This window comes from Caballeronia sp. ATUFL_F1_KS39 (assembly GCF_023630985.1).
Taxonomy (GTDB): Bacteria; Pseudomonadota; Gammaproteobacteria; order Burkholderiales; family Burkholderiaceae; genus Caballeronia; species Caballeronia zhejiangensis.
The window spans coordinates 238,799-265,017 of sequence record NZ_JALQDZ010000041.1; the positions used below are offsets into that span (position 1 = coordinate 238,799).

Genomic DNA, 26,219 nt, shown 5'->3' on the forward strand with positions numbered 1-26,219 from the left:
TCACGATTCGACCGGCTTGTCGGCAGTCTTGCGCGAGCGGTTGCCCCGCGCTGACGGCGTGCGCGATGGCTTCTCCGCCTTCGCTTCGGCATCGGGCTCGGCGACGGGCGCGGCGCTTTCATGCGGCACGTCGGCGGCGGCGCTTCGTTTCGCCGCGGTCTTGCGCGACCGGCGCGGCGCGGCGGGCTTTTTCGGTGCGGGCTCGGGAGTGGGCGCGTGTTCCTGCGACGGCTCGGGCGTTTCGACCTCGACGGGCGCCGGCGCTTCTTCGACGACGAACACAGGTTCGGGCGCCGCCACGCGTGCAGACTTTCTCCCGCCGCGTTTCTCCTTGCGCCGGCCGTTCGCCGCTCCCTCGTGTTCTTTTGCGGGCGCGACCGCTGGCGGGTCGCTCGGTCTCACGTCCATCGGCGCGACCTGAGCCGTGTGAGCAGAACGAAACACGAACGCGCCGGATTTATCGTCGCGGCCGACTTCAAGCAGACCGCGAGATTGCGCTTCGTCGAGCAGATTGCCGAACGCGCGAAAGCCGTATTGCGTCTCGCTGAAACCCGGCTTGCGGCGCTTGATGGCGCTCTTCAGCACCGATGCCCAGATCTTGCCGCTCTCGCCGCGTTCCGATGCGAGCGCCTCGAAGGTCTCGACGGTAATCGCGATCGCGTGCGACTTGCGCGATTCCATCTCCTGCTTCGGTTGCCGCTCTTCGTCGGACGCGCGCTTCGCATCGCGCTGTTCGCGCTTGGCGATGGCGCGTTGCTGCTCGCGCACGAGGTCGTCGTAGAAGATGAACTCGTCGCAGTTCGCGACGAGCAGATCCGACGTCGATTGCTTCACGCCCACGCCGATGACTTTCTTCGCGTTCTCACGCAGTTTCGACACGAGCGGCGAGAAGTCCGAATCGCCGCTGATGATGACAAACGTATCGACGTGCGCTTTCGTGTAGCAGAGATCGAGTGCATCGACGACGAGACGGATATCGGCGGAATTCTTGCCGGACTGACGCACGTGCGGAATCTCGATCATCTCGAAGCTGGCCTCGTGCATCGCCGATTTGAAGCCCTTGTAGCGGTCCCAGTCGCAATAAGCCTTTTTGACGACGATGCTTCCCTTCAGCAGCAGGCGTTCGAGCACGGGTCTGATATCGAATTTCTCGTACTTCGCATCGCGAACGCCGAGCGCGACGTTCTCGAAGTCGCAGAACAACGCCATGCTGACGCTTTCCTGAGGTCCAGCCATATGGTTCTCCAGCCCGTGCGGCATGTTTGGAATGACCACATGATAGCTTGCCGGCGTTGACTGGAAGGGATACGCGAAAATCAGCGCTTGCCGTAACGGGCCGCAAGCGCGGCGAGATCGCGGCGGACCCAGTCGGCGTCGGCGGCGAATGTGTCATCGGACATGCCGGGCTGGCGGAACAGCGTGAGCGCGATATCGGCGCCCGCGCCGTTCTGATACACGCGCAACGGAACGTAGACCTCGCCGCCATCCGGCAGACCGACGCGATGATCCATGATTCCGAACGCGTTGTGCTCGGTGAAGCGGATCGTCACTTCGCCTGCCGGACCGCGTGCGCGCCAGTGATCGCCCATGTCTTCGAGCGTCGACTGCGCCAGTCCGGACGCCCACGTCGGGAAGACTTCCGGACGCCAGATCGCGTCGTAAAGCTCGCGCCAGTCGCGATCGACGGTGACGGTGAGGGTCCGCGTATGCATCGTCACGCCGATGTCACGTTTCGATCTTCGACATCACCGCCGTGGCCGGATCGTAGCGATAGCCCTTCTGCGCGAGCTGTTGCGCCATCTTGTCGCCGATCAGCTTCTGCTGCGCCTCGCGGAACACGAGCTCGTGATCGGGCTTCAGGCGCTCCAGTTCGACCGCGAGCCGCCGCATCAGCGCGACCTCGCCGGTGCTGCGGGCATCGATGAAAAGGATCTTCTCGTTCGCCACGTCGAGGCGCTGGCGCAGGTCCTTCGCGTACGTGACCCACTGCTCGGCATTGGCGCGAAGGTCGTCGTAGGCCTTCGAATGCGCCTTCGCCTGCGCCGCCACCTGACGCTGCAGCGATGCCAGCTCGGACTCGTCGCCCTGCTCCTTTTCGACGAGACGCTTCGCGAGATCGGTCGCGTTTCTCTCGGCGGCTTCGGCGCGTTCGCGCAACGCGTTGACATCGTTCGATACGCGCGCGAGTTCCGCGCCCTGCTCGGCCTTTTCTTCCATCAGTGCGCTGACCTGCTTGCGGGCTTCGTCCAGCTCGGCGCCGATGCGCTCGGCATGTTCCCGCTGCGCCGAAACTTCCGCGCCGCGCGCAGCCGCGCTTTCGCGCTCCGCTGCCAGTGCGCTGCGCGCGTCGTTCAGTTCCGCTTCCAGCGCGGCGATGCGGGCGAGGTTTTCGCTCGCCTGCGCTTCGGCGGCCTGCGCGCGCGTATACGCCGCGTTGAGGTCCTGCAACAGGCGCTCGGCTTCCGCCGATTTTTCCTGCGATACGAGGCCAAGCGCTTCATGCTGCTGACGCGCCTGATCGCGCTCCTCGGCGATGCGCGCGAGTTCTTCATCCTTGGCCGCAAGCGACGCGCTCAACTGCTCGTGCTGCTGACGCGCCTGATCGCGCTCTTCCGCGATACGCGCGAGTTCTTCATCCTTGCTCGCGAGCGACGCGCTCAACTGCTCGTGCTGCTGCCGCGCCTGATCGCGCTCTTCCGCGATACGCGCGAGTTCTTCATCCTTGCTCGCAAGCGACGCGCTCAATTGCTCGTGCTGCTGCCGTGCCTGATTGCGCTCGTCAACGATGCGCGCAAGCTCCTCGTCCTTGCCCGCAAGCGACGCATGCAGATTCGCCTGCTGCTCGCGTGCCTGATCGCGCTCTTGCGCGATGCGTGCGATGTCCTCGTCCTTGGCCGCCAGCGCCGCGTTCAGCGCTTCTTTCGCCCGCCGCTCTTCTTCGAGCGATGCGTTCACGGTTTCCAATTGGGCCCGCTCCGCCGACGCGCGCTGCGCCGCTTCCTCGATGCGCGTCTCGGCGGTCTGCGCGCGTATCGTGGCTGCATCGGCCTCTTCGCGCAGTCGAACGACCGATTCCTCGGACGCCCGCAATGCGCTCAGCATTTCCATCATTTGCTGGCGGTTCTTCGCGGCCTCGTCGCCGGTCTTCTGGAATTCGGCGAGCGCCTCGTCGCGCTCCGCAAGCGCGGTCGTGAGCCGCTGGCTCACGGCGGACAGCCGCTGACCGGACATCCGCTCGGTTTCGTCGCGCGAGACGGTCCAAAGCCGCCGCGCGACATTCACGAGCGTCTCGGCAAGGTCGTCGGGCAGTCCGGTCGGCGCCTGCTGCTGCGGCATGTCCGGGGACCGCGCCTCGCGCCAGCGCTGCAGGCCGGCCGCGATGGCGACGACGGAGCCGTTTCCGGCCTCCGCCCAAACCGTCAAGGGAGAAACCTTGCGACCTTCTTCGGTCAGTCGATCGGCGATCGACGCGATTTGCTCGTCGGTGATGTTGTCTACGTCTGTGGGCATAAGCGCCTCGAAAATCAGTGGCGTCGCACTCAAAACACTGCGATACATTGTTACGTTCGGCTAAATCCGCGCGGGGCGGAGATGGATGATACCCATTTTCCGCGCTCGACCAATCGAAGCACGTCGCATGCCGTCGAAAATAGGATTTTGTAGCGAGAGTGTATCGCCTGCGGGACCTTGAAACCGTGGCGTAATACGTTATTGACAGAAACGCGTCGAGCCCGGACGAGCAATTTCGTCCGGGCTTTCTAATTCGTTAAATCCGTGCGATTACGGCTTCGCGAAAACCGGGCCGAGTCCGATGACATCCGTATCCGCCGAACGCGTGCCCGACGCGACGTTGCCGTTCGCCGGCGCGCCGTATGCCGTCAGGCCCTTCGCGGCGTCCACGCGCGCTTGCGCGGCCTGGATGTTTTGCGGATATTGCGTCTGATCGCTTGCCGGGTCGTAGCCCGCCTTTTCCAGCTCGACGAGTTGCGCACGCACTTCGGCGCGGGTGATCGGCTGATTCGACTGAGCGAACGAAAGAACCGGAAGCGCGACGGCAGCGGCGACGATCAGCGATTGGATGACTTTCATGATTTACCTCCAGTGAATTTTGATGGAAGGCCGTCTTGGCGATTCGCCGTGTGTTGCGAATCGTTCGGCTTGGAGGTATTTGAACTCGCGGACGTATCTGGCTTGTTTCGCGAAAAGCGGATTATGAAACGCCGTGTGTCGGGGTTCGGTGCGGATACAGTGCGATACAAAGCGAAACGCCGATTGTCGATGTCATCGGCAATCGGCGCGCTCGTATCAAAAAGAGAAGCGGACTCAGGCGGCCGCGCTCGCCGCTCGCATCTGCACCTTGCCGCGGCTCACCGCCGCGAGCGCCGCGAGACTGATCACCGCCGTGAACATCATGTAGAAGCTCGGCGCGGCCTTGCTGCCCGTCGCGCTCAGAAGCCAGATGATGATCGCGGGCGTGAAGCCGCCGAACACCGTCACGCCGATGTTGTAGCCGATCGACATGCCCGTCGCGCGCGTCGACACGGGAAAGATCTCCGACATCAACGCCGGCAGCGCGCCGAAATAGATCGCCTTGAGCAGCGCGAGCCACGCGACGAGCGCGAACAGCGACGCCACCGACACATGCGAAACGACATACGCGAACGCCGGATAGCCCGTCACGAAGAGCAGGAGCGCCGCCGTCGACATCTGCTTCACGCGGCCGATCCTGTCCGAGAGATGCCCCGCGAAAGGCGTCACCAGCGTCAGCATCAGGCCCGCGACGGTGCTCGCGGCGAAACCCGTCGATGCATCGAGATGCAGTTCGCGGATCGCGAACGTCGGCACGTATTGCAGCAGATAGTTCACCGCCGTCGATACCGTCAGCGCGCCGATCGAGATGAGCAGCAGCGCCTTTTGCTGCGTGAATACATCGCGCACGGGCGTCGACGTGTGCTCGGCTTCGGTGTAATCGGCCGCGTCTTCGAGATAGCGGCGCAGGAAAAGACCCGCCGGTCCGATCAGCAAGCCGAAGAAGAACGGAATGCGCCAGCCCCATGCGGCAAGCTCGGCGGCGGGCATCAGCTTGGCGAGCGCGAAGCCGAAAATCGACGCGAGCAAGGTCGCGAGCCCCTGCGTCGCGAATTGCCAGCTCGCGAGCAGGCCACGGCGATCCGGCGCGTGCTCGATCAGCATGGCCGTCGACGCCCCGAACTCGCCGCCCGCCGAAAAGCCCTGGATCAGGCGCGCGATGAACACCCCCGCGGGCGCGATCAATCCGATCGACGCATACGGCGGAATCACCGCGATGATCGCCGTGCCGATCATCATCAGCCCGACCGACATCATCAACGCAGCCTTGCGCCCGCGCTTGTCGGCGTATGCGCCGAGCACCATGCCGCCTATCGGCCGCACCAGATACGACGCGCCGAACGAGCCGAACGTGAGCAGCATCGACGCCGTCTCGTTCGCGGCCGGGAAGAAGTTCTTCGCGATATACACCGCGAAAAACGCATAGATCGCGATATCGAACCATTCGAGCGCGTTGCCGACCGAAGTCGCGAGCACGATTTGCGTCAGGCTCAGGGGCTTTTTGTTCATGATGTCAGCGTGTCATGAGTGGCGTTCGATCAATGCGCGTCGCGCGTGGCGACGATCGCCGCGCCCATCTCGCCGAGGTCCCACCAGAGGCCCGCCATCACGCCGAGCGATTCGCGCATGACGGAGCCGAGCACGTGTTCGTTCGGCGCGTGCTGGTTGCACGCGGGATACGAATGCGGCACCCAGAGCGTCGGCAGGCCGAGTGTCTTCGCGAAGACATCGTTGGGCACCGTGCCGCCCAGGTTCGGCAACAGCGCGGGCTTCTTGCCGGTCGTCGCGCGCATCGAATCGAGTGCCCAGTGAACCCACGGATCGTCGAGATCGAGGCGCGTCGCGGGCGTGCCGCGCGTCGCCTTGACGGTCACTTCGGTGAAGCCGTGCTGCGCGAAGTGACGTTCGAGATGCGTCTGCAGGTTCTGCCAATCCGTTCCGACGACGAAGCGCAACTGGCACACCGCTTTCGCGAACGGCGGAATCGCGTTGACGGGTGCATCGGCGTTGCCGGATTTCATCGCGAGCACTTCGAGCGCGTTCCAGCCGATCACGCGTTCGGTCGGCGTCAGGCCCGGCTCGCCCCACGTCGGATCGATTTCGGGTGAGCTTTCGTCGCGGCCCAGTTCGATATCGGCGAGGGCTTCGCGCACCGCATCGGAAATCGGCGGCGGCCGCAATCCTTCGACGACGATGCTGCCGTTGCGGTCGACGAGACTCGCGATCGCATGCGACAGCACGACGGCCGGATTGCGCAGCACGCCGCCCCAGTTGCCGGAGTGATGTCCGCCTTCGCGGAGGTTCACCGTCAGTTCGAACGGCACGCCGCCGCGCGAGCCGAGAAAGAGCGTCGGACGTTCGGCGGATACGCGCGGCCCGTCCGACGCGATGAATACATCCGCCGCGAGCGCATTCTTGTGCGCGGCGCAGACTTCATCGAGACCCGGCGAGCCGACCTCCTCGCCCGTTTCGAAGATCACCTTGACGTTGTAGCCGAGCCTGCCTGCGCGCGCCTGCAACACCGCGGCGAGCGCCGCGAAATTGACCGAATGCTGGCCTTTGTTGTCGGCGGTGCCGCGGCCGTACCAGCGGTCTTCGTCGACGACGATGTCCCACGGCTTCAGGCCCGCGCGCCATTGCTCGTCGTAGCCGCGCACGACGTCGCCATGACCGTAGGTCAGCACCGTCGGCAAGTCGTCGGATTCGTGGCGTTCGGCGATCAAAAACGGCGGGCCGCCCGCGACCGGATTCTCGACGACGCGCGCCGTAAAACCGACGCGCGCGAGCGTGTCGCTGATCTCATCGGTGAGATAGGCATTCAGCGCGGGATTCCGCCCGTTCTGGCTCTCGGTGCGAAACGCGACGCGGCGCTGCAGATCCGCGAAGAACGCGCCCGAATCGAACATCTTGCAAGCGATGGCGATGGCGGCTTCACGACTTTCTTGATGTTCTTTCACGACGTCTCCGGGCAATTGTGGCTACTCATTCCGGCCAGTCTAGAAACGCCAAAAATTCGCGACAATTTCAAAATTTGCGACTAGCATTGCCAAAAAGGCAACGCTCAGGAAGGCATCGTGCTGCATGGCATCGCTCTCAAATACTTCGTAGAAGTCGCGCGCTCGGGTTCGCTGGCGGCGGCATCGGAACAGCTTCACGTCGCGGTGTCGGCGATCAGCCGGCAGATCGCGAAGCTGGAGGAACAGGCGGGCACGCCGCTATTCGAGCGCATGCCGCGCGGCATGATCCTGACGGAAGCGGGCGAGTTGCTCGTGCAGCACGCGCGCCGCGCGCTCATGGACGGCGACGCGGTGCTCGCGGAGATATCGGAGATGCATGCGCTCGGGCTCGGGATCGTGCGTATCGGCTGCACGGAGGGTTTCACGCGCTGCTTTTTGCCGAGCGTGATGGCGTCGCACTATCGCGCGCATCCGGGCACGCGTTTCGTGATGCGTTCGGGTACGCCGGGACAGGTCGAGCATTGGGTGGCGAGCGGCGAAGTCGATGTAGGCCTTGCGTTTTCGACATCGACATCTACCGCGCTGAGCGTCGAATACAGCGTGAAGGCGCCGGTCTGCGCGCTGCTGCCACCGACGCATCCGCTGGCGGGCAAGGCGAGCATCACGCTCGATGACGTGCTTCAGTACCCGACCGCCGTGCTCGATCGCGGGACGACGGTGCGCCAGCTGATCGACTGGTGCTGCTCGGCGCGCGGCGTGCATCTCGAGCCGGTTCTGACGAGCAACAACTCGAGCGCGATGCATCATTTCGCCGCGCTCACCGGCACGATCACGCTCGGCAGCGCGGTCGCGCTCGAAGGCGATCCGGGCCCGCCGACGCTCGTCGCGACGCCCATCGACGAGCCTTTGCTCAACGAGCGCCTGCTGCAGGTCACGGTGATGCGCGAGCGGCGTCTGCCGCCTGCCGTCGATCAGTTTGTCAAGACGCTGACCGATGCGTTGCGCGAAAGTCTCGGTGCGCCGGCCGCGCGCGCGAAGCGAAAAAAGCGCTGACCCGTCATTGCGTCGCGACCCACCACGTCGTTCCGGCGGCATCGCGAAAGCCGCCGCGAAAGTCGTCGTCGTCGCGTTTGCGCGCGGGCGCCTGCACGCTTTGCGCGCCGTGCCGGAGCGCGCGATCGTAGACGGCTTGCGCATCGCGCACGTAGACGTGGATGTGCGGACCCTGCGATTGCTGATCGGTCGCGCCGCCGCCGATCATCACGACGCTATCGTCGATACGCAATTCGGCGTGCATCAGCGAGCCATCGGGACGATCGAAGCGGCGCAGCAGTTGTGCATCGAAGACACGTTCGAGGAATGCGATGATCGCCGGCGCGTTTGCGCAGACGAGATAGGGACTGACGGACGCGTAAGTCGCGGGTTTCCAGTCGGGCATGGCTTGCCTCGCAGGCGTTGTGACGAGGCTAACCAGAGTAATTCAAACGCCGCAACGCTTCAAACGCCTTCGACCACGTCATCCAGTTTGTTCGCCGCCGCCTTCGGCATGTCAGCGGTCGCCTGCGGCGCGGGTTCGTAACGATGCACGTCATGCGTCACGAAGCCGAGATCGTGACTCGGCACCTCGAACCACTCCGGATGTCCGAACGAACGGCGAATGTCTTCCAGACCGCTCGCCCAGTGCTCGTCCATCGTATCGTTACTGAACTCGTAATCCTTGTAGTGCCCTTCGAAAAACTTGTTCTTGTAGATGAGATGCACGACGTTCACCGCGCCGCCATCCGCGACCTTCTGCGCCTCGCGCAGCAGCGGATGCGAGCGGCGCGTCTTTTCCGGAACATGCTCCAGTAGCTCCTTGATGAGCCGCGCATGCTTCTGGTTATGCGAAACGAAATCGGTGATGGCGCGCGTTCTGCTCGAATACTGAATGTCTTTCGTGCGCTCGCTGACATCGAGAAAATCGCCGGGCAACGTGCCACGCGCGCTCCACAGGTCCACCTGAAACACGAGCGTGTCCTTGTGCTGACTTTCGCGGATGATCTCCGTCAACGGCGTATTCGATACGAGCCCGCCGTCCCAGTAGAACTCGCCGTCGATCTCCACAGCCGGAAAGCCCGGCGGCAACGCACCCGATGCCATGAAGTGCTCGGGCTCGAGCCGCATCTTCGTGTTGTCGAAGTAGACGAGATTGCCCGTGCGTACGTTCACCGCGCCCACCGATACACGCATCGCGCCATCGTTGATGCGGTCGAAATCGGCGAACTGCAGCAGCGTCGCGCGCAACGCGGACGTATCGTAAAAGCTCACGTCGCTTGGGCGCCTGCTCTTCGCATGCGTCAAAGGCAAATGCACGCGCGGCGAGAAGAAGCCCTTCTGCCCTTCGGTGAGCGCGCGCGCCGCGGCCCACATGCTCGAAAACTTGCGGCCGATATTCGCGAAGCCGAACGCAGCGGGCATGAACGCGCCCACATGCCCGACGAGATCCGCGGGCTGGCAGATCGTGTTCCAGAACCCACGCAGCGCGGCCACGCGATTCTCGGGCGCGTTGCCCGCGATGATCGCGGTATTCAACGCGCCGATCGAAATGCCCGAGGTCCATGTCGGATCCACGCCCACTTCGGCGAGCCCTTCGAACACGCCGGCCTGATACGAACCCAGCGCGCCGCCGCCTTGCAGCACGAGGCAAACGTCATCGTAGTCGGGCAGCGCGACGTGATTCGCCTGCGTGAGTGTGTTGCGTTGACTGCGGCGCATGGATTCTCCTTGTCGTTATTGCATGAACCAGCCGTGACTCACGACGACCGATTGCCCGGTCAGCGCATTCGATTCGAAGCCCGCGAGGAACGCGACGGTGTTCGCGACATCGGCGACCGTGGTGAATTCGCCATCGACCGTTTCCTTCAGCATCACGTTCTTCACGACTTCTTCTTCCGAAATGCCGAGCGCCTTCGCCTGCTCGGGAATCTGCTTTTCGACGAGCGGCGTGCGCACGAAACCGGGACACACGACATTCGCGCGCACGCCGCGCGGACCGCCTTCCTTCGCGACGACGCGCGCGAGCCCGAGCAAGCCATGCTTGGCCGTCACATAGGCCGACTTCAGCTTGGACGCTTCATGCGAATGCACCGATCCCATGTAGATGATCGAGCCGCCCTTGCCCGACGCGTACATATGTTTGATCGCGGCTTTCGTCGTGAGAAACGCGCCGTCGAGATGGATCGCGAGCATCTTCTTCCAGTCGGCGTATGCATACTCTTCGATCGGCGCGACGATCTGAATGCCCGCGTTCGATACCAGCACGTCGATACCGCCGAGCTTCGCCACCGTTTCTTCGATGCCCGCGTTCACGGCATCTTCGCTCGTCACGTCCATCGACACGGCGATCGCCTTGCCGCCCGCTTCGACGATGCTGTCCGCAACCTTCTGCGCATTCGCGAGATTCAGATCGGCGATGACGACCGCCGCGCCATCGGTCGCGAGCTTGCGCGCCGTCTGTTCGCCGATGCCGCTCGCAGCGCCCGTCACGAGCGCGACTTTTCCTTGCAGTGCCATGTGAATACTCCTTTGCCGTTGTTATTGGTTGACCGCGAGCTTGAGTTCATCGGGCGGCGCGAGATAGTCGTATGCGACTTCGCCGATATCGAGCGTGAGATTCGCGATGACATGCCGCGCGCCGACGACCTTGCGCACCGGCAAATCAGCGACCGGCGCGAGCGCATGAGCGTGCAGTTCGAGCGCGGCCGGACCTTCCCATGCACCGATCACGCTCACGTCGCGCAGAAAGAAGCGCACGAGTTCGCACACGCGCGCAGTGCCGTCGACATGCGGCAGCACTTTCAGCAGATAGTTCGGCGTATCCGCGAGCTTCCTGCGTTCGGCTTCGAGATCGAGCGGACGATACTTGTAGCCCATCGTGCCCGTCGCGATGCGTTGCGTGCCGTAGTCGAGCGTGCCGAGCAGCGTGTCCTTGCCATCGACGCCAAGACGCGGCGACGCGAGCTTCTTCGGAAAGCCCCAGATTTCGCGGCCGCCCGCGATCGGACCTTCGTCGTCGAGATACATCGCATGCGTATAGCTGCCCTTCTTGCCATCCGGATCGATGACGGAAATCACCTGGCCGCTTTCGGTGTAATCGCCGAAACCGGATGAATCCGGCATGCGAATGAATTCGTAATGTACGAGACCGTTATCCACTTCGAGCGGCTCCGGAACCACGGCGCGCAGCGCGTCGGGATCGGTCTCGTACGAAATGATGAAGTACTCGCGATTGAGAAAGCGGAACGGCGGACGCGGATAAGCGGGATTGAGCACAGGCATGGCGAACGCATTCCTGCGGATGTCGTCTTCTTTCACTGGATCGTCCCTGAGTTGAGAACAGGCACGATAGTAGATGCAGTTGATGACATTTGTCGCGGACGGCAGGCAGCGGATCGGCGTTTATGAAAGCAGTGCGAATCGACAAAAATCCCGCTGCTTCAACGCCTTATGCCCGCCCACTGATGAATTGCCTTTTTTTGTGCAATATACTGTTGCCTCAGCGGCGTCGACACGACGAGGAACCGGGCGATGCCGCGCGTCTCTCAAGCGCATGTCGATTCATCTTTCTAAGGCCATCTCCTCCAAGCGAGTCCCCGATGAAAACGTCCTTGAAGAAATCTCTCGTGCTTCTGGTGCTGGCGGCGTTTGCCGCGCCGACGCTGTCGTTCGCGGCCGCGGAGTATCCCGACAACAAGCCGCGGCCCGCCTATAAAAAGAAAGGCCAGAAGCATCATCACAAGAAGTCGGCGACACCGCCCGCTTCGCAGACGCAATAAGACGGCACGGCTCATAAAGGCACGGGCGTCCGTTAAGGACGCCCGTGCCTTTTCATTGGATGACGCGTCTTGTCAGGTCGCTTCGATTCGTTGCGCCACGAGATTCAGCACGCGTTCCAGCACATCGCCATCGACCGGCTTCACGAGATGATCCCGGACCTTCGCTTTCGACGGAAATCGCGCCGCCATGCAATTCGACGAGATGCTTCGCGAGCGCCAGCCCGACGCTATCCATCGAGGCATTACGCGCGGCAACTATTGCGACGTCGATACGAGGCGCGCACGCATCGCATCGAGGCGCGCTGCATCGACATGTCCGCGCGCCGCCATTGCTTCGAGCGCAGCCAGGGCCGATTCAGGGCCGCAAAGCGCGGCGGCTTTCGCATCCGCATCGAGTTCGAAGGCGGCGGCGCGTTTTGCGGCACGCACGCTCCAAATCTTCAGACAGACGAACAAAGTGAACGCGAAGCCGATACCGGGAAAGGTGATGCGCCAGAGATCATCTTCCGATGAAATCGCGAAGACGATGCACGGTACCGATAACAGCATCATCACTGAAAGCACGGTCCATGCGAAATCGAGCAGCATCGTCTTGCGTTGCGTCGCGTGCCCGACTTCGTGCGCCACGACGATACGAAGCAACGGCTCCGGCAACGCGAGCGTGGCGCGATCAAGTTCGATGCGATTGAACAAGGCTTCGTAGCACGGTCCGTTCGACGTATTCACGAAGCGCACGCGCGGCGTTGCAACGTGCAGAAGAGCGGCATCGTCGGCGACGAGCGAGAGGATGCGCTGTTCCTGCGCGGCGAGCCGCTTCATGATCACTGCACCGGGTTATCGGCCCACTGGCTGCGCGCCTGCCATGCGTCGATATCGGCGTTGAGCTTCGCGAGCTTGTTGCGCACGAGTTCGAGTCCGGGGCCGCCGAGCACGAGATGTCCCGGCGGCTCCGGCGATGTGACCGCTTCGATGATGACCTGCGCCGCGCGCGCCGGATCGCCCGGCTGCTTGCCGCTGCGCTCCGCGATCGCCGCGCGCCGCGTGCCCGAAGTCTGCGCGTAATCGTCGATCGGATTGCGCGTCTGCTTCAGCGAGCGGCCCGCCCAGTCCGTGCGAAACGGGCCGGGCTCGACCGCCGTCACCTTGATGCCGAGCCCTTCCGTTTCGCGTCCGAGCGCTTCGCCGAGACCTTCGAGCGCGAACTTCGTCGCGGCGTAATACCCGCTGCCCGGATTGCCGACCAGCCCGCCCACGGATGTGATATTGACGACATGTCCCGAGCGGCGCTCGCGCATACGCGGCAATACGGCTCGGATCATCGCGGCCGCGCCGAAGAAGTTCGCTTCGAACATCGCGCGCACTTCGTCTTCCTCGCCCTCTTCGACAGCCGAGAGATAGCCGAAGCCCGCGTTGTTCACGAGCACGTCGATATGATCGAAGGCGGCGTAGGCATCGGCGATTGCAGACTTGATTTCATCGGCACGCGTGACGTCGAGACGCACGGCGATCGCTCGTCCTTCGCCACGCTCGACGAGATCGCCGACGCTATCCGGATTGCGCGCGGCCACGACAGCGCGCCAGCCCTTGTCGATCACGGCGGAAGCGAGTTCGCGGCCGAAGCCGGTCGAACATCCGGTGATGAACCAGACGGGCGTATCGTGGCTGCCTTTCGAAGCTGTCATTGCGGTTCTCCATGTAAGCGGATCTCGCTACATGTTGAAGCAATTTCAACGCGCGTGCTTGCGGGCTCCTCGTCGAACGGCAGTGACTTATCGCATTGCCGGCATGCGAATGGCGCGATGATTCCGCGGCTCGAACAGAACCGCCTGCTCGACACGCGCCGCGATCTTTTTCCATCCGGCGAGCTCTTCGTCGAGCACGGCAAGCGTCAGAAGAATGCGTTCACGATCGTGATTCGTGCGCGCGAGCGTCGCGCTTTCACGCATCGAGACGAGCGTGGCCTCGCGCTCGGCGATCTGCTTCGCGATTCTTTCCCGCAGGCGTTTCAGCGATTCGTCCATGTTCGTATGACCGGTAGGTGTCGCCGTCATACGCGCAAACTTCGCGCCCGATCATGTTCGTGGATGCTTCATCCCGCATCGCCCGCGCTGATCGCGGTTTGCATGCTCCTCAACAGCTTCGTCAGATAGCGCAATAGGCCGACCGTATCGCCGAATTCGATGAAACCCGGCTTCACACCATCGCTGAAGAGCAACGTTCCGTCGAGCGAGTGATCGACGATCAAGCCGGCGTAAGCAGCGTGCGGCATGTAGTCGTCGCCGGCGAGGCTGAACGTATTGCCGTTCACGGCCGCATCGCGCAGACGCATCAAAAACTGCACTTCGGGCGCGCGCGACGCCGACAAGCGATGGATATCGAAGTATTCGGCGACCGCGAGGATCGCATTCGAGCAAGGCACGGTCAGCGCGAACGCGATGCGCGCATCGGCCGTATCGAACGATGGCCACGACCGCGCGTCTTCCGGCGGCGGGCTTTTGGTGGGCGTGCCGTCCTCGCTGTGCGCGTGCGCTTCCGGATGCGAGCGCTTGCGCGCAAGTAGGGGCTGCGCCTTCGCGAAGTCCGGCGGCGGCGCGCCGCGCTCGATCCAGTCGGACAGCAGGCTGGCGTAGGCATGGATCGCGGTCAATTGCGCGTCGATGAACGCGACGCCCGCTCGGCAGGCGTCATGGTGTTTTTGCTCGGTCATACCGTCTCCCTTGTTTTTTGAGTTCGATCTAAAGACACACCCGCGTTGCTTGCATGATCGCCTGCCCTGCGTTGCAATGCGCGCGCCTGTTCGCAGGCCGTGGTGCGGCGGGATGGACCGTTAGTTGCAGACGGTGCATGGAAAATCGGGTGCCGCTCGTGACGCTGCTGTGGAAGAAACGCTACAAGGCGCTTCGCGGAATTTACCGATACCTGACGAAGCGTTATATTCCATCGGCTATAGCGTAAGTCGCCGGCCGAAGGTGCCGAGGCAACGCGACTTGCCTGCGTTCTTGCAACGGGACATCGCCCGTTTCGCCTGACGAAGTGCCCTACCCATCACGAAGCACTCGACCTTTGCGAAATTCCTTCGCGAAGCCGGGATGGCCGCGCTCGCGCTCAACGAATGCGTGGCGGCGATTCCTGAACCGGGCCGCGTCGAGCGGCATCCGCTTCACGCGGACAACACCAAGGAAGAAAGAAGAATGAAGAAGCACATCGTAGCGGCGGCCGTTCTCGGCATGTTCGGCATCGCGGCACACGCGCAAAGCAGCGTCACGCTATACGGGATCATCGATGCGGGCATCACCTATGCGAATAAAGTCGCGACCGCGAGCGGCCACGACAGCCTAGTGAAGTACGGCGACGGCGTCGCGTCGGGTAGCCGCTGGGGCCTGCGCGGCACGGAAGATCTGGGCGGCGGCCTCAAGGCGATCTTCGTGCTCGAAAGCGGCTTCAACAGCGGCGACGGCACGCTCGGCCAGGGCGGCGCGTTGTTCGGCCGTCAGGCGTATGTCGGTCTGGCGAAGACCGATTTCGGCTCGCTGACCTTCGGCCGTCAATACTCGTTCTCGACCGACTATCTCGGCAGCAACTACACGATGGGCAGCCAGACGGCCGCCGGAAATTACGCGTATCACATCAACGATCTGGATCAGCTGACGTCGAGCCGCATCAACAACGCGGTCAAGTTCAGCAGCGCCAATTTCCACGGCGTGACGTTCGGCGCGATGTATGGCTTCTCGAACTCGACGAACTTCGCGGGTTCGCCCACGACGGGAACGGGCACGTCTGCCGTGCAAGGCGCCTCCAGCGCGTACAGCTTCGGTTTGAACTATGCGCAAGGCCCGTTCGGCATCGGCGCGGCGTACACCAACATCCGCTATCCGAATGGGGCGACGCCGGCGTTCAGCGTGAGCATCGCGAACGTGAACACGCAAGGGCTGCGCGATCTGGAAACGTACGGTATCGGCGCGCGTTACACGATCGCCGCCGCGACGATCTGGGCGAATTGGACGCATACGCGCTTCGAGCCGATCACGGCTGCATCGTCGAACCTGAACAACTATGAAATCGGCGGCAAGTACGCGTTCACGCCAGCGCTGAACGCGGGCCTCGGCTACACGTTCTCCGATCTCGGCGGCAACCTCGAAGGCAAGTGGCATCAGATCAACGCCGTGGTCGACTACGCGCTGTCGAAGCGCACCGATGTTTATGCGAACGGCGCGTATCAGAAGGCGTCGGGCAGCAACAACGGCACGCCGGTGCAAGCGGAGATCGGCTCGTCGGCGTCGTTCATCGGCAGTGCGGGCGCGAACACGCAGTTCGTGACGCGCGTCGGTCTGCGTCACCGGTTCTGATCGAAGGTTGATTCGAAGAAACGCGACGCTGAAAGGCGTCGCGTTTTTTGCGCCCTTTATGATTCGGATAGCGAAGCATTCGGGCCACGCTATAACGAACTTTTGGACTAGCGCGAAAGGAAAAGGGAAACCCGCGCGCGATGCGAACTGCGCGCGGTGTTGCGTCTCGCGTTACTTGGCGGATTCCGCGGACTCTGCGGCTTTCGGAGCGGAAGCGGTGGCCGAAGCCGATGCCGACGCCGAGCGCGCCAGTCGATTCGTTTCCAGATAAACGGCGCGTTCCGCATCCGCCGACGATACTTCGCCCGCTTGCGCGCCAGTCAGATCGACTCGCGGCGCACCTTGCACGAGCGCGGTCCAGTAACGGTTGCCGCGGCACCAGACCTTGATCGCCGCACGCAGTTCTTTCTCGTTGAGTCCGAGTTCTTCCGCGTGTTTCATCAGATCTTCGAAAATGCCGACCTTCAGCGGAACCTTAGGCGCGGGATTCTTCGGAAATGCGAGCGGAAAACGCTTCTGCAGCTTACCGATGGTATGCACGACAGGATCAACCGGCTTCGATGGCGCCGCGGCAGGCCTGGACGCGGCCGCCGCGGGTTTGGACGGAGCCGCCGCCTTCGCGCCCGCCGGCGCGGGACGCCGCACGCGCGGCGCCTTCTTCTTCGCTGCGTTGCTGGCAGCAGCCTGTTTTGCGAGTTGCTCTTTCAGTCCGGCGAGTTGTTCGAAGCCCATCACATCGTGCCCGTAGAAAACGTATCGCGATTTTAACAGCCTCCGGTGACGGCCTCGTTGCGGGCGGCTTTTTCGGGCGAGCATCGGTCCGAAAGAACCGCCCTCTCAGCGTCGCGCTTACTGTCCGCCCGAATAGACGTTGCAGAACGGTCGCGGACTGCAATTGCTCTGCGTGCCGCCGGTCCAGTTCGCTGTTCTCCCGCTCCTGCTCTGCCCCGGTGCCACGCCGCCATAGGCCGTGTCGCCGGACGACGCGGCGCCCTGCGCGTTCTGCTGAACGGGTGCGGGGATGGACTGCAGGGTATCGCTCGGCTCTTGCGCCTGAGTGAGGGTGACGAGGGAAAACGCGGCCACGAGCGTGGTCGTAACGAGGACGATCTTCATGACTTTCTCCTTCGACGAAGGCTTACCGCTGCCCGACGATAAAAACCGCCAGATGAACGCCGTGCGCAAGAATCCGCGCACTTTTAGACCCTATACCTTAATCGCGGCGAAATCTGCTTATTCGGGTTCGCGCATGAACGTTCGGCTTCTTCGCGGATGCTGCGTCACCCGTGTTTGGGCGCAGCGCGTTCGTAGCGTGCGAGAAACATGTCGGCGGCGGCTTCGGCCACTTTCTTTTGCTCGCTCTTCGATAACGGCGGCTGGCCCATCGTCACTTGCGGCCAGAACGCGAAACCCTTGACGATGCCATGCAGTTGCTGCCCTGCGAAAACAGGGTCGGTGACTGCGAGCCGGCCATCGGCGGCGGCTTTGCGAATCCAGGCCGTCACGTCTTCCTCGCGTTCGCCGATGCGCGCCACCATATCCCGCGCGCGCTCGGGCGAGTGAATGCCCGCCGCGATCGCCACGCGCGCGAGCGACAGAAAGGCCTCATCGTTCATGAGGCGCAGCTTGCGCGTGAGCATCGCGAGCAATTGCGCGCGCAACGGTTCGCTCGCGCTATAAGCCACCGCATCGCCGGTCTCGCTCGTATCCCATAGCCGATGCAGGATCGCGGCGAACAGCGCCTCCTTGCTCTCGAAGTGGTTATAGACCGTGCGTTTGGAAACGCCCGCGCGCGCGGCGATGCGGTCCATGCTGGTGGCGTCGTAGCCCGCGGCGATGAACTCCGCAACGGCCGCGTTCACGATCGCGGCGCGCTTCCGGTCAGTCAGACGCTGGGGAATGTCGTTGATGTCGCTTGAATCCATCCCCACATTTTACACCGATCGGTTTACTTTTCTCTCAAAATTAAACTACACTGTGCAGTCTACTTTCCGCTTCGGGCTCACGTCCCTTCACGTTCATGACTTCGTTCGCCGATCGCATCAGCCGTGCCCTGGGTTTCGCCGCAGCAAAGCGCGGACGCGCGTTGTCGAGCGCATCGCCGCAACATGACGGCGAGCGCTTTCGCAATGTGAAGCCGCGTCCTGTCGAAGGCTTCGGCAAGACGCTGCGCATCATGTGGAACATGCTGCTCCACAAACCGCGCAACACAGTGCCGACGCAAGCGCCGACCGTCGATACCCTCACCCGCGCCGATCTGGATGCCGCGCCCGACCGCAGCCTTTTCCGCCTCGGCCATTCGACGATGCTACTCAAGCTGCGCGGCGAATACTGGCTGACGGACCCGGTGTTCGGCGAGCGCGCGTCGCCGTTCAAGAACGTCGGGCCGAAGCGCTTTCACGCGCCGCCCATCGCGCTTGGCGATCTGCCGCCGTTGCGCGGCGTGGTCCTGTCGCACGATCACTACGATCATCTCGATCGCGAAACCGTGCTTGCGCTTGCCTCGACGACAGCGATCTTTCTCACGCCGCTGGGCGTCGGCGATCGTTTGATCGAATGGGGCATCGATGCCGCAAAAGTGCGTCAGCTCGACTGGTGGCAAAGCGCGCAGATCGACGGCCTGACGTTCACCGCCACGCCCGCGCAGCACTTCTCCGGCCGCAGTCTCTTCGATGGCAACAGCACGCTGTGGGCGTCGTGGGTCATCGTCGACGATGACGTGCGCGTGTTCTTCAGCGGCGACACCGGCTATTTCGACGGCTTCGGGACCATCGGCGAGCGCCTCGGCCCGTTCGACGTCACGCTGATCGAGACCGGCGCGTACGATCCGCAATGGCCGTACGTGCACATGCAGCCCGAGGAGACGGTGCAGGCGCACATCGACTTGCGCGGACGCTGGCTCGTGCCGATTCACAACGGCACGTTCGATCTCGCGATGCATCCGTGGCAAGAACCTTTCGAGCGCGTGACGGGCCTGGCGCTCGCGCGAGGCGTCGCGGTGGCGACACCGCGCATGGGCGAGCGGCTCGATCTCGAAGCGCCGCATCGCGGCGAGCGCTGGTGGCGTGATACCGTCGATGCGCCGAAGCCGGCGTCATCGTGGCGGATGTGCGCGTCGCGGGCCGAGGGCGTTCACGATTGACGTCCGACGAGCTTGCGGATCACATCGACGATGGGCGTCTTGCCTTTGACGATATCTTCGCTACGCCCTTCGAAGTCGATCCATCCGTCGTTGAAACCATCGAGCATCTGAATGCGCGGCATCGGATGCTTCATGCCTTGACTCGCGAACAGTCCTTCCCACGTCTCGCGTTGCACTGCCTGCGCGCGCACCGGCTTGCCGAGCACGGATGAAAACGCAGCCGCGATATCGTTCGGGCTTGTGCGTTGCGGTCCTTCCAGTTCGACGACGCGCATGCCCGTCCATGTTTCCTGCATGAGCTTCGCGGCGAGTTCGCCGATGTCGTCGGTGGCGGTCATCGGAATCGCGCGATCGAGCGGCTGCAGAAACGAATGCACGATGCCTTCGTTGCGCGCCGAATCGACATCCCATGCGCAGTTCTCCATGAACCAGCCCGGCCGCAGAAACGTGACGGGAACAGGCTGCTTGCGAAGCGCTTCTTCGAGCAGCGTGCGCTGCGTCAGAAGATTGATTTGAGCGGCTTGCGCGCCGATCGTCGACAGGCACACGATCCGGCGCGGCCTGGCACGCGCGATGGCCGCGACGATCGCATCGATGACTTCGCGCGCTTCCGGAAAACCCGGCGCGGGATCGAATTCCGGCGGCGGCAGAACGAACACGGCTTGCGCGCCTCCGAAGGCGCGAGCGAGCGCATCGGCATCGGTCATCGTGGCGTGTGCGAGTTCGCAGCCGCGCGCCGACCAAACCGCGCCCTTCCTCTCATCGCGCACGACGGCGCGTACGGGCTTACCCGCTTTCAGCAGCGCGTTTGCGAGCGCACCGCCGACTTGTCCTGTGATTCCCGTGACGACATACATGATCCGGCTCCTTTCTCGTGATGCGTTTGACTTCGACGGATCGAATGTTATGGCGCTGCGTCGCGAAGAAAAATGGCCCGCGCGTCATGAGATTGATGACACCACGTCATAGGTTGAACCTATGCCCGGCACATGAAAGCGATATTTCCGCCCCGCCCGATATTTCTCTAAAGTCGTAATTCACCGGCCCCGCCCGGCAAATGGAGACGACACAATGAAAACAGAGCGCGCCGTCGATATCGTTGCGCCCACATCCGTCGCGGCCCTCGCGGCCACACTCGATCACGATGCCGCCCCACATGAAGGGGATGCCCTTCCGCCGTTGTGGCACTGGATCTTCTTCCGGCCCATTGCAAAACAGTCGCTCATCGCGGAAGACGGTCATCCGAAGAAAGGCGGCTTTCTGCCCGATCTCGGTTTGCCGCGCCGCATGTGGGCCGGCGGACGCCTGCGCTTCCCCGCGCCGGTGATCGTCGGTGAACGCATTACGCGCGAATCGACGATTCTCAATGTCAGCGAGAAGCAAGGACGCACCGGCAAGCTCGGCTTCGTGACAGTCAGGCATCGCATTTACCGCGGCGATGCGACCGCGATCGAGGAAGAGCACGACATCGTGTATCGCGAGCCGGCAGCGCCCGGTGCGCCCGCGCCCGCTCCGGTCGCCGCGCCTCGCGATGCGCAATGGCAACGCGACCTCGTTCCCGACGAGACATTGCTGCTGCGCTATTCGGCGCTCACCTTCAACGCGCATCGCATTCACTACGACAAGCCTTATGTGACGCAAGTCGAAGGTTATCCGGGACTTGTCGTGCATGGGCCGCTCATTGCCACCTTATTGATGGACCTGCTGCGCCGCGAGTTGCCCGACGCGACCGTCATCGACTTCGCATTCAAGGCGCAGCGCCCGTGTTTCGCGGGCAATACGCTGCATCTGTGCGGGCAACCATCGGCGGATGGCAGGACTGTCGAACTCTGGTCGAAGGATCACGAAGGCTGGCTCGGCATGACGGCGCGCGCCACGCTCGGCTGACGATCTCCACACATCCGCAGGCACATCATGATCGAATCGACATCCGACGCTTATCAGGACATTCGTGAGGCCGTGCGCGATCTCTGCGGCCAGTTCACCGGCGAATACTTTCGCAAGATCGACGAAGCACGCGGTTATCCCGAAGCATTCGTCGATGCCCTCACGAAAGCGGGCTGGCTCGCCGCATTGATTCCGCAGGAATACGGCGGCTCGGGTCTGGGGCTTACCGAAGCGTCCGTCATCATGGAAGAGATCAATCGCTCGGGCGGCAATTCGGGCGCGTGTCATGGGCAGATGTACAACATGGGCACGTTGTTGCGTCACGGCTCGACGGAACAGAAGAAACGCTACTTGCCGAAGATCGCATCGGGCGAGTTGCGTCTGCAATCGATGGGCGTGACTGAACCGACCACCGGCACCGACACGACAAAGATCAAAACGACCGCGGAAAGAAAAGGCGATCGTTATGCGATAAACGGCCAGAAGGTGTGGATCTCGCGCGTGCAGCATTCGGATCTGATGATTCTGCTCGCGCGCACGACGCCGATCGCAGACGTGAAGAAGAAGAGCGAAGGCATGTCGATCTTCATCGTCGATTTGCGTGAAGCAATCGGCAATGGCCTCACGGTGCAGCCGATCCTCAACATGGTGAATCACGAAACCAACGAGCTCTTCTTCGACAATCTGGAGATTCCTGCCGAGAATCTCATCGGCGAAGAAGGCATGGGTTTCAAGTACATACTCGATGGCCTAAACGCCGAACGCACGCTGATCGCGGCGGAATGCATCGGCGATGGCTACTGGTTCATCGACAAGGTCACGCAGTATGTGAACGATCGAATCGTGTTCGGGCGTCCCATCGGGCAGAATCAGGGCGTGCAGTTTCCGATTGCGCGCGCGTACGTCAATGTCGAAGCCGCGAACCTGATGCGCTTCAAGGCATGCGAACGCTTCGACGCGCACAAGCCTTGCGGCGCGCAGGCGAACATGGCGAAGCTGCTCGCCGCCGATGCATCGTGGGAAGCGGCCAACGCCTGTCTGCAATATCACGGCGGCTTTGGCTTCGCGGCGGAATACGATGTCGAACGCAAATTCCGCGAGACGCGTCTGTATCAGGTCGCGCCGATTTCGACCAACCTGATTCTCTCTTACGTCGCCGAGCATATCCTCGGCCTGCCGCGTTCGTTCTGAAGGAGGCCGGTCATGCGCCCGCTGCAAGGCATCAAGGTCGTCACGTTCGAGCATGCAATTGCAGCGCCCTTCTGCACGCGTCAGCTCGCCGATCTCGGCGCGCGCGTCATCAAGATCGAGCGTCCAGGCACAGGTGATTTCGCTCGCAACTATGACGAACGTGTGTCGGGACTCGCATCGCATTTCGTGTGGACGAACCGCTCGAAAGAAAGCGTGACGCTCGACGTCAAGCATCCTGAAGCACTCGATGTCGTGCACAAGCTGCTCGCCGATGCCGATGTATTCGTGCAGAATCTCGCGCCCGGCGCGACGCAACGGCTCGGCCTCGATTACGACGCGTTGAAGGAGCGCTATTCGCGGCTCATCGTGTGCGATATCTCCGGCTATGGTTCCGATGGCCCGATGCGCGACAAGAAAGCGTATGACTTGATGATTCAAAGCGAAGCGGGTTTTCTGAGCATCACGGGTTCGGAAGGCGCACCGGCGAAAGCAGGCTGCTCGATCGCAGATATCGCCGCCGGCATGTATGGCTACACGAACATACTCGCGGCGCTCATCGAACGCGGACGCACCGGGCGCGGCAAACGCATCGACATTTCGATGTTCGAAAGCATGGTCGAATGGATGGGCTATCCGCTCTATTACGCGATCGACGGTCAGACGCCGCCGCGCAAGGCGGGCGCATCGCACGCAACGATCTTCCCTTACGGCCCTTTCCCCGCAGGCGATGGCAAGACCGTCATGCTTGGCCTGCAAAACGAGCGCGAGTGGAAGAAGTTTTGCGAAATCGTTCTTCGTATGCCCGAGCTTCAGCGCGACGAGCGCTTCTGTGCAAACAGCCTTCGCGCGCAGCATCGCGACGAGTTGATGCGCCTCATCGTCGATGCATTCGCCTCATTGACGGCCGCACAGGTCATCGAACGGCTTGAAGAAGCGGGCATCGCGAATGCGCGGATGAACGACATGCACGATGTCTGGAAGCATGAACAGCTCGAAGCGCGCAATCGTTGGACACAGGTCGATACGCCCGCCGGCAAGATTCCCGCGCTCTATCCGCCGGGACGCTTCAGCGCCGATGAACCGCGCATGGACGCCGTGCCCGCGCTCGGCGAGCACACGGAATCCGTGTTGCGCGAACTGGGGCTGAATAGCGAAGCCATCGAACGCTTGCGCGCGGCGAAGGCGATCTAGGTTCGTCGCATCGTCACGCCTTGCCAGCGATCGCGGTCAATGTGCTCGGCGATCAACTCGATCAACGTCTCGCGCACGGCGACGGTCGCTGAGTTCATCGGCGCATCGTTGGGCCAGCAAATGCTGGCCGGGCGCCTGATGATCGGATCGACGATTCTGCGCATTTTCGGCAGCAACGCCTCGTTCCATTGCACGATCGCGGACGAAGGCAGAATCGTGCAGGCTCTGCCCGAATGCGCGATAAGCAAAAGCGATGGCAACGAGTCGATATCCGCAACGATGTTCAGCTCGACTTTCTCGCTCGCGAACGTGCGCTCGATCAGCAAGCGCAAGCCATTCGATGCGCCGGGCGCGACGAGTTTCACGCCCGCGAGCTTCGCAAGCGGACATGTCGATGCGCGCGGCGAGATGCCGCCGCCCGGCTCGCCCGCAAGATAAAGCGTTTCGTCGAGCACGGGCAACGCGGTGATGCCGGGTGTATCCGATTCACGAAACAGAATCGCGAGGTCGAGCCGGCCATTGGCAAGCAACTCGTTCAGATAGCCGCTCATGCTTTCGAAGAACTGCAGGCGTATGCCGGGATACCGGTCCTGAATGCGCTCGAACAGGGGCACGGCGAGAACGGATGCCATCGTCGTCGGCAGGCCGACCGCCACGGTGCCGGATTCCGCGCCCGCGCCCTTCGTCACTTCCTGCTTGAGCTGCTCCATTTGCCGCAGCACGACGCGTGCATGCCGATAGAGCGCGTCGCCCTCGGCCGTGGGGGTGACGCCATGATTGCTGCGCAGAAGGAGCGTGACGCCGAGTTCCTCTTCGAGCCGCGCCATTTGCTGGCTGAGCGAAGGCTGTGCCACGTAGAGCTTTTCCGCTGCTTTGCCGAGACTGCCGTAATCGACGATGCTGACGAAGTAGCGAAGCTGGCGAACATCCATATGAGGGTGCGAGGATCGAAGTCAGGGCGCGCTCGTGAGCGTCTGGCGCCGGTCGCCTATTCTATAGCTCGCATCGTCATACGAATCGATTCGCTTCGCTCAGGGCGCATCAATGCCCCGGTCCGTTCGGTTCGATGCAGCTCGACACGAGCGTGCTGTTTGTGCCGGCTTCCGATGCCCGCTATCGCGCAAGCCGATTAAAGCTCATGGCTTGCGTAGCCGCCCTGTTCCTGCCCATGGCGTCCTCCTTCTGCGTTATTCGAAAACGTACGCCGGATAACTTCGATAGCACGCCCGCGACGATTTTAGCCCGGCGATCGCTTGAGACGCATCGACACCGAAAAGCGCTCTGCGGGATGCACCGTCACCGATATCTCGAACGTCGCGCCGCCCGCGTCGAGATAGCGGCGCACGATTTCCAGCGCCGCCGTTCCCGCCTCGACGCGCAGGCGTCTCGCCATCTCCGCCGATACGGCAATGGCACGCACGTCCTGCTGAATTTCGTCGATGCAGCGTCCGTAACGCGCTTCGATCAGCGCGCTGATGAGCGTATCCGGGTTCTCCTTCGCGGCTTGCGCGACGTCCTCGTATTCCGGATCGATATACACATCGGTCCAGCCAACGGGCGGACTGTCCTTGTCGCCGTCGATACGCACGCTCGATATGCGCAGCCACGGCGTGCCTGTGCGCAGCGCAGCGTCTTCGCGAGCTTCGCGGAGGTTTCGATGTGCTGCGTCGACTGCACGACGCTCGATCTCGTTTCGGAAGTGCTGTTCTCGTTCATCAACCTCGTGATGAAGCTCGCGCCGCTCGGCACGTTCGGCGCGGTCGCGTATTCGGTGGGCAGCAACGGCACGGCAGTGCTGATCGCGCTGGCGCAGCTCGTCGTGAGTTTCTATGCGGTGGTCGTACTCTTCATCGTCGTCGTCATGGGCATCATCGCGAAGCTCGCGGGCTTCAGCCTGTGGCGCTTTCTGCGCTACATCAGAGACGAGATCTTCATCGTGCTCGGTACTGCGTCGTCGGAAAGCGCACTGCCGCGTCGTCTGATCAAGCTCGAACGGCTCGGCTGCGCGAAGCAGACGGTCGGACTCGTGCTGCCCACAGGCTATGCGTTCAATCTCGATGGCACGTCGATCTTCATGTCGATGGGCGTCATGTTCATCGCGCATGCTTATGGCGTGCAGATCACGCTGGAACATCAGATCGGCATTCTGCTGCTGATGCTGCTGACGTCCAAAGGCGCAGCCACGGTTTCCGGCGGATCGTTCGTGGTGTTTGCAGCGACCGTCACGTCGACGGGCATGCTTCCCGTCGAAGGACTCGCGTTGATCTTTGGCGTGTACCGCTTCATGTCGATGGCAATCGCGACGTGCAACACCATCGGCAACAGCCTTGCGACGGTCGTCATCGCGAAGTGGTCGCGCACGTTCGATGCGGCCGTCAGCGAACGGCATCTTTATCCGGAGCGCTATCCGGAGATCGCCGAAGCAGACCGGCGGCTCGCGGACGGCAATCTTCTCCCCGAAGACATGAACGACGCGAATCCTCATCCGGACGGTATCCCGCTAAAAACGGCGCGATGATTCTCGCAGCGCGGCAATCGCCGCGCTTTTTTTCACTTCGCTTATCATCGGAAAACCGCGCATCGAACGTGCTGGATGAGCAAC

27 protein-coding genes and 1 pseudogene are annotated in these 26,219 nt (G+C 62.7%); 8 read left to right on the forward strand and 20 right to left on the reverse strand.

Annotation, left to right across the window (positions count from 1 at the left end):
* From NCR93_RS22265 to NCR93_RS22290, 6 genes are all read right to left on the reverse strand, one after another.
* Positions 1 to 1,236 (reverse strand): NYN domain-containing protein, encoded by a 1,236-nt coding sequence (locus NCR93_RS22265; RefSeq protein WP_175981133.1) that lies wholly within the window; start codon positions 1,234 to 1,236, stop codon positions 1 to 3.
* Positions 1,237 to 1,316: 80 nt separating this feature from the next.
* On the reverse strand, positions 1,317 to 1,712 hold the full coding sequence (locus NCR93_RS22270; RefSeq protein WP_008348401.1) for an SRPBCC family protein: 396 nt from the start codon (positions 1,710 to 1,712) through the stop codon (positions 1,317 to 1,319).
* A gap of 13 nt (positions 1,713 to 1,725) precedes the next feature.
* Positions 1,726 to 3,510 carry a DNA-binding protein gene (locus NCR93_RS22275; protein WP_175981135.1) on the reverse strand — a complete coding sequence of 595 codons (1,785 nt, stop codon included), beginning with the start codon at positions 3,508 to 3,510 and terminating at the stop codon, positions 1,726 to 1,728.
* Between the two features lie 270 nt (positions 3,511 to 3,780).
* On the reverse strand, positions 3,781 to 4,089 hold the full coding sequence (locus NCR93_RS22280; protein WP_008348405.1) for a DUF4148 domain-containing protein: 309 nt from the start codon (positions 4,087 to 4,089) through the stop codon (positions 3,781 to 3,783).
* Between the two features lie 234 nt (positions 4,090 to 4,323).
* Positions 4,324 to 5,601: an MFS transporter gene (locus NCR93_RS22285; protein ID WP_175981264.1), complete on the reverse strand. Its 1,278-nt coding sequence runs from the start codon at positions 5,599 to 5,601 to the stop codon at positions 4,324 to 4,326.
* 26 nt (positions 5,602 to 5,627) lie between these two features.
* Complete coding sequence (locus NCR93_RS22290) at positions 5,628 to 6,995, reverse strand: M20 family metallopeptidase (protein WP_249798684.1); 1,368 nt, start codon at positions 6,993 to 6,995, stop codon at positions 5,628 to 5,630.
* 168 nt (positions 6,996 to 7,163) lie between these two features.
* On the opposite strand from NCR93_RS22290, the gene NCR93_RS22295 reads away from it, so the two are divergent.
* Positions 7,164 to 8,099 carry a LysR family transcriptional regulator gene (locus tag NCR93_RS22295; protein ID WP_175981138.1) on the forward strand — a complete coding sequence of 312 codons (936 nt, stop codon included), beginning with the start codon at positions 7,164 to 7,166 and terminating at the stop codon, positions 8,097 to 8,099.
* Between the two features lie 4 nt (positions 8,100 to 8,103).
* Here the strand turns inward: NCR93_RS22295 and NCR93_RS22300 are convergent, their stop codons facing one another.
* Genes NCR93_RS22300 through NCR93_RS22315 form a run of 4 tightly spaced genes read right to left on the reverse strand, consistent with a single transcriptional unit; the run spans position 8,104 to position 11,399 of the window.
* Positions 8,104 to 8,484: a VOC family protein gene (locus NCR93_RS22300; RefSeq protein WP_008348411.1), complete on the reverse strand. Its 381-nt coding sequence runs from the start codon at positions 8,482 to 8,484 to the stop codon at positions 8,104 to 8,106.
* 59 nt (positions 8,485 to 8,543) lie between these two features.
* Complete coding sequence (locus NCR93_RS22305; protein WP_008348413.1) at positions 8,544 to 9,800, reverse strand: DUF3734 domain-containing protein; 1,257 nt, start codon at positions 9,798 to 9,800, stop codon at positions 8,544 to 8,546.
* 15 nt (positions 9,801 to 9,815) lie between these two features.
* Positions 9,816 to 10,598 carry a 3-hydroxybutyrate dehydrogenase gene (locus tag NCR93_RS22310; protein ID WP_175981140.1) on the reverse strand — a complete coding sequence of 261 codons (783 nt, stop codon included), beginning with the start codon at positions 10,596 to 10,598 and terminating at the stop codon, positions 9,816 to 9,818.
* Positions 10,599 to 10,619: 21 nt separating this feature from the next.
* The gene (locus tag NCR93_RS22315) at positions 10,620 to 11,399 is read right to left on the reverse strand and encodes an acetoacetate decarboxylase (RefSeq protein ID WP_034473154.1); all 780 of its coding nucleotides are present in this window, start codon (positions 11,397 to 11,399) and stop codon (positions 10,620 to 10,622) included.
* A 293-nt stretch (positions 11,400 to 11,692) separates the two neighbouring features.
* Here NCR93_RS22315 and NCR93_RS22320 point away from each other — a divergent pair, with 293 nt between their 5' ends.
* A complete protein-coding gene (locus tag NCR93_RS22320; protein ID WP_175980852.1) occupies positions 11,693 to 11,860 on the forward strand; it encodes a hypothetical protein in 168 nt (55 codons plus the stop codon).
* 255 nt (positions 11,861 to 12,115) lie between these two features.
* On the opposite strand, the gene NCR93_RS22325 is transcribed toward NCR93_RS22320, so the two are convergent.
* From NCR93_RS22325 to NCR93_RS22340, 4 genes are all read right to left on the reverse strand, one after another.
* Positions 12,116 to 12,679 (reverse strand): M48 family metalloprotease, encoded by a 564-nt coding sequence (locus NCR93_RS22325; RefSeq protein ID WP_239294852.1) that lies wholly within the window; start codon positions 12,677 to 12,679, stop codon positions 12,116 to 12,118.
* 2 nt (positions 12,680 to 12,681) lie between these two features.
* Positions 12,682 to 13,542 carry an oxidoreductase gene (locus NCR93_RS22330; protein WP_008348423.1) on the reverse strand — a complete coding sequence of 287 codons (861 nt, stop codon included), beginning with the start codon at positions 13,540 to 13,542 and terminating at the stop codon, positions 12,682 to 12,684.
* Positions 13,543 to 13,629: 87 nt separating this feature from the next.
* Complete coding sequence (locus tag NCR93_RS22335) at positions 13,630 to 13,911, reverse strand: hypothetical protein (protein ID WP_235366229.1); 282 nt, start codon at positions 13,909 to 13,911, stop codon at positions 13,630 to 13,632.
* Between the two features lie 38 nt (positions 13,912 to 13,949).
* Positions 13,950 to 14,567 carry a hypothetical protein gene (locus NCR93_RS22340; protein WP_175981144.1) on the reverse strand — a complete coding sequence of 206 codons (618 nt, stop codon included), beginning with the start codon at positions 14,565 to 14,567 and terminating at the stop codon, positions 13,950 to 13,952.
* Positions 14,568 to 15,051: 484 nt separating this feature from the next.
* Between NCR93_RS22340 and NCR93_RS22345 the strand changes: the two genes are divergently transcribed.
* Complete coding sequence (locus NCR93_RS22345) at positions 15,052 to 16,206, forward strand: porin (protein ID WP_175981266.1); 1,155 nt, start codon at positions 15,052 to 15,054, stop codon at positions 16,204 to 16,206.
* Positions 16,207 to 16,377: 171 nt separating this feature from the next.
* Here the strand turns inward: NCR93_RS22345 and NCR93_RS22350 are convergent, their stop codons facing one another.
* The 3 genes from NCR93_RS22350 to NCR93_RS22360 all read right to left on the reverse strand — a co-directional run bounded on the left by NCR93_RS22350 (position 16,378) and on the right by NCR93_RS22360 (position 18,131).
* On the reverse strand, positions 16,378 to 16,938 hold the full coding sequence (locus NCR93_RS22350; protein ID WP_175981146.1) for a ProQ/FinO family protein: 561 nt from the start codon (positions 16,936 to 16,938) through the stop codon (positions 16,378 to 16,380).
* Between the two features lie 117 nt (positions 16,939 to 17,055).
* Positions 17,056 to 17,322, reverse strand: a complete 267-nt coding sequence (locus tag NCR93_RS22355; RefSeq protein ID WP_175981149.1) for a hypothetical protein — start codon at positions 17,320 to 17,322, stop codon at positions 17,056 to 17,058.
* 164 nt (positions 17,323 to 17,486) lie between these two features.
* Positions 17,487 to 18,131 carry a TetR/AcrR family transcriptional regulator gene (locus NCR93_RS22360; protein ID WP_008348435.1) on the reverse strand — a complete coding sequence of 215 codons (645 nt, stop codon included), beginning with the start codon at positions 18,129 to 18,131 and terminating at the stop codon, positions 17,487 to 17,489.
* Positions 18,132 to 18,226: 95 nt separating this feature from the next.
* Between NCR93_RS22360 and NCR93_RS22365 the strand changes: the two genes are divergently transcribed.
* On the forward strand, positions 18,227 to 19,348 hold the full coding sequence (locus NCR93_RS22365) for an MBL fold metallo-hydrolase (protein WP_175981151.1): 1,122 nt from the start codon (positions 18,227 to 18,229) through the stop codon (positions 19,346 to 19,348).
* On the opposite strand, the gene NCR93_RS22370 is transcribed toward NCR93_RS22365, so the two are convergent.
* On the reverse strand, positions 19,339 to 20,205 hold the full coding sequence (locus tag NCR93_RS22370; protein ID WP_175981153.1) for an NmrA family NAD(P)-binding protein: 867 nt from the start codon (positions 20,203 to 20,205) through the stop codon (positions 19,339 to 19,341). The genes NCR93_RS22365 and NCR93_RS22370 overlap by 10 nt on opposite strands.
* A gap of 214 nt (positions 20,206 to 20,419) precedes the next feature.
* Between NCR93_RS22370 and NCR93_RS22375 the strand changes: the two genes are divergently transcribed.
* The 3 genes from NCR93_RS22375 to NCR93_RS22385 are packed head-to-tail and all read left to right on the forward strand — an operon-like array spanning position 20,420 to position 23,617.
* Positions 20,420 to 21,235, forward strand: a complete 816-nt coding sequence (locus tag NCR93_RS22375; RefSeq protein WP_175981154.1) for an HTD2 family dehydratase — start codon at positions 20,420 to 20,422, stop codon at positions 21,233 to 21,235.
* 27 nt (positions 21,236 to 21,262) lie between these two features.
* Complete coding sequence (locus NCR93_RS22380; RefSeq protein WP_175981156.1) at positions 21,263 to 22,426, forward strand: acyl-CoA dehydrogenase family protein; 1,164 nt, start codon at positions 21,263 to 21,265, stop codon at positions 22,424 to 22,426.
* A 12-nt stretch (positions 22,427 to 22,438) separates the two neighbouring features.
* Positions 22,439 to 23,617 carry a CaiB/BaiF CoA transferase family protein gene (locus NCR93_RS22385; RefSeq protein ID WP_175981158.1) on the forward strand — a complete coding sequence of 393 codons (1,179 nt, stop codon included), beginning with the start codon at positions 22,439 to 22,441 and terminating at the stop codon, positions 23,615 to 23,617.
* Here NCR93_RS22385 and NCR93_RS22390 read toward each other — a convergent pair.
* Together NCR93_RS22390 and NCR93_RS22395 are read right to left on the reverse strand one after the other, a co-directional pair.
* Positions 23,614 to 24,549, reverse strand: coding sequence for a LysR substrate-binding domain-containing protein (locus NCR93_RS22390; RefSeq protein ID WP_008348449.1), 936 nt, complete (start codon positions 24,547 to 24,549; stop codon positions 23,614 to 23,616). The genes NCR93_RS22385 and NCR93_RS22390 overlap by 4 nt on opposite strands.
* Before the next feature lie 305 nt (positions 24,550 to 24,854).
* Entirely contained in the window at positions 24,855 to 25,205 is a 351-nt protein-coding gene (locus NCR93_RS22395) for a UTRA domain-containing protein (RefSeq protein ID WP_239294853.1), read from the reverse strand.
* A gap of 93 nt (positions 25,206 to 25,298) precedes the next feature.
* Here NCR93_RS22395 and NCR93_RS22400 point away from each other — a divergent pair.
* Positions 25,299 to 26,135: pseudogene (locus NCR93_RS22400) on the forward strand (cation:dicarboxylate symporter family transporter); the annotation flags it as partial.
* Positions 26,136 to 26,219 lie beyond the last annotated feature (84 nt).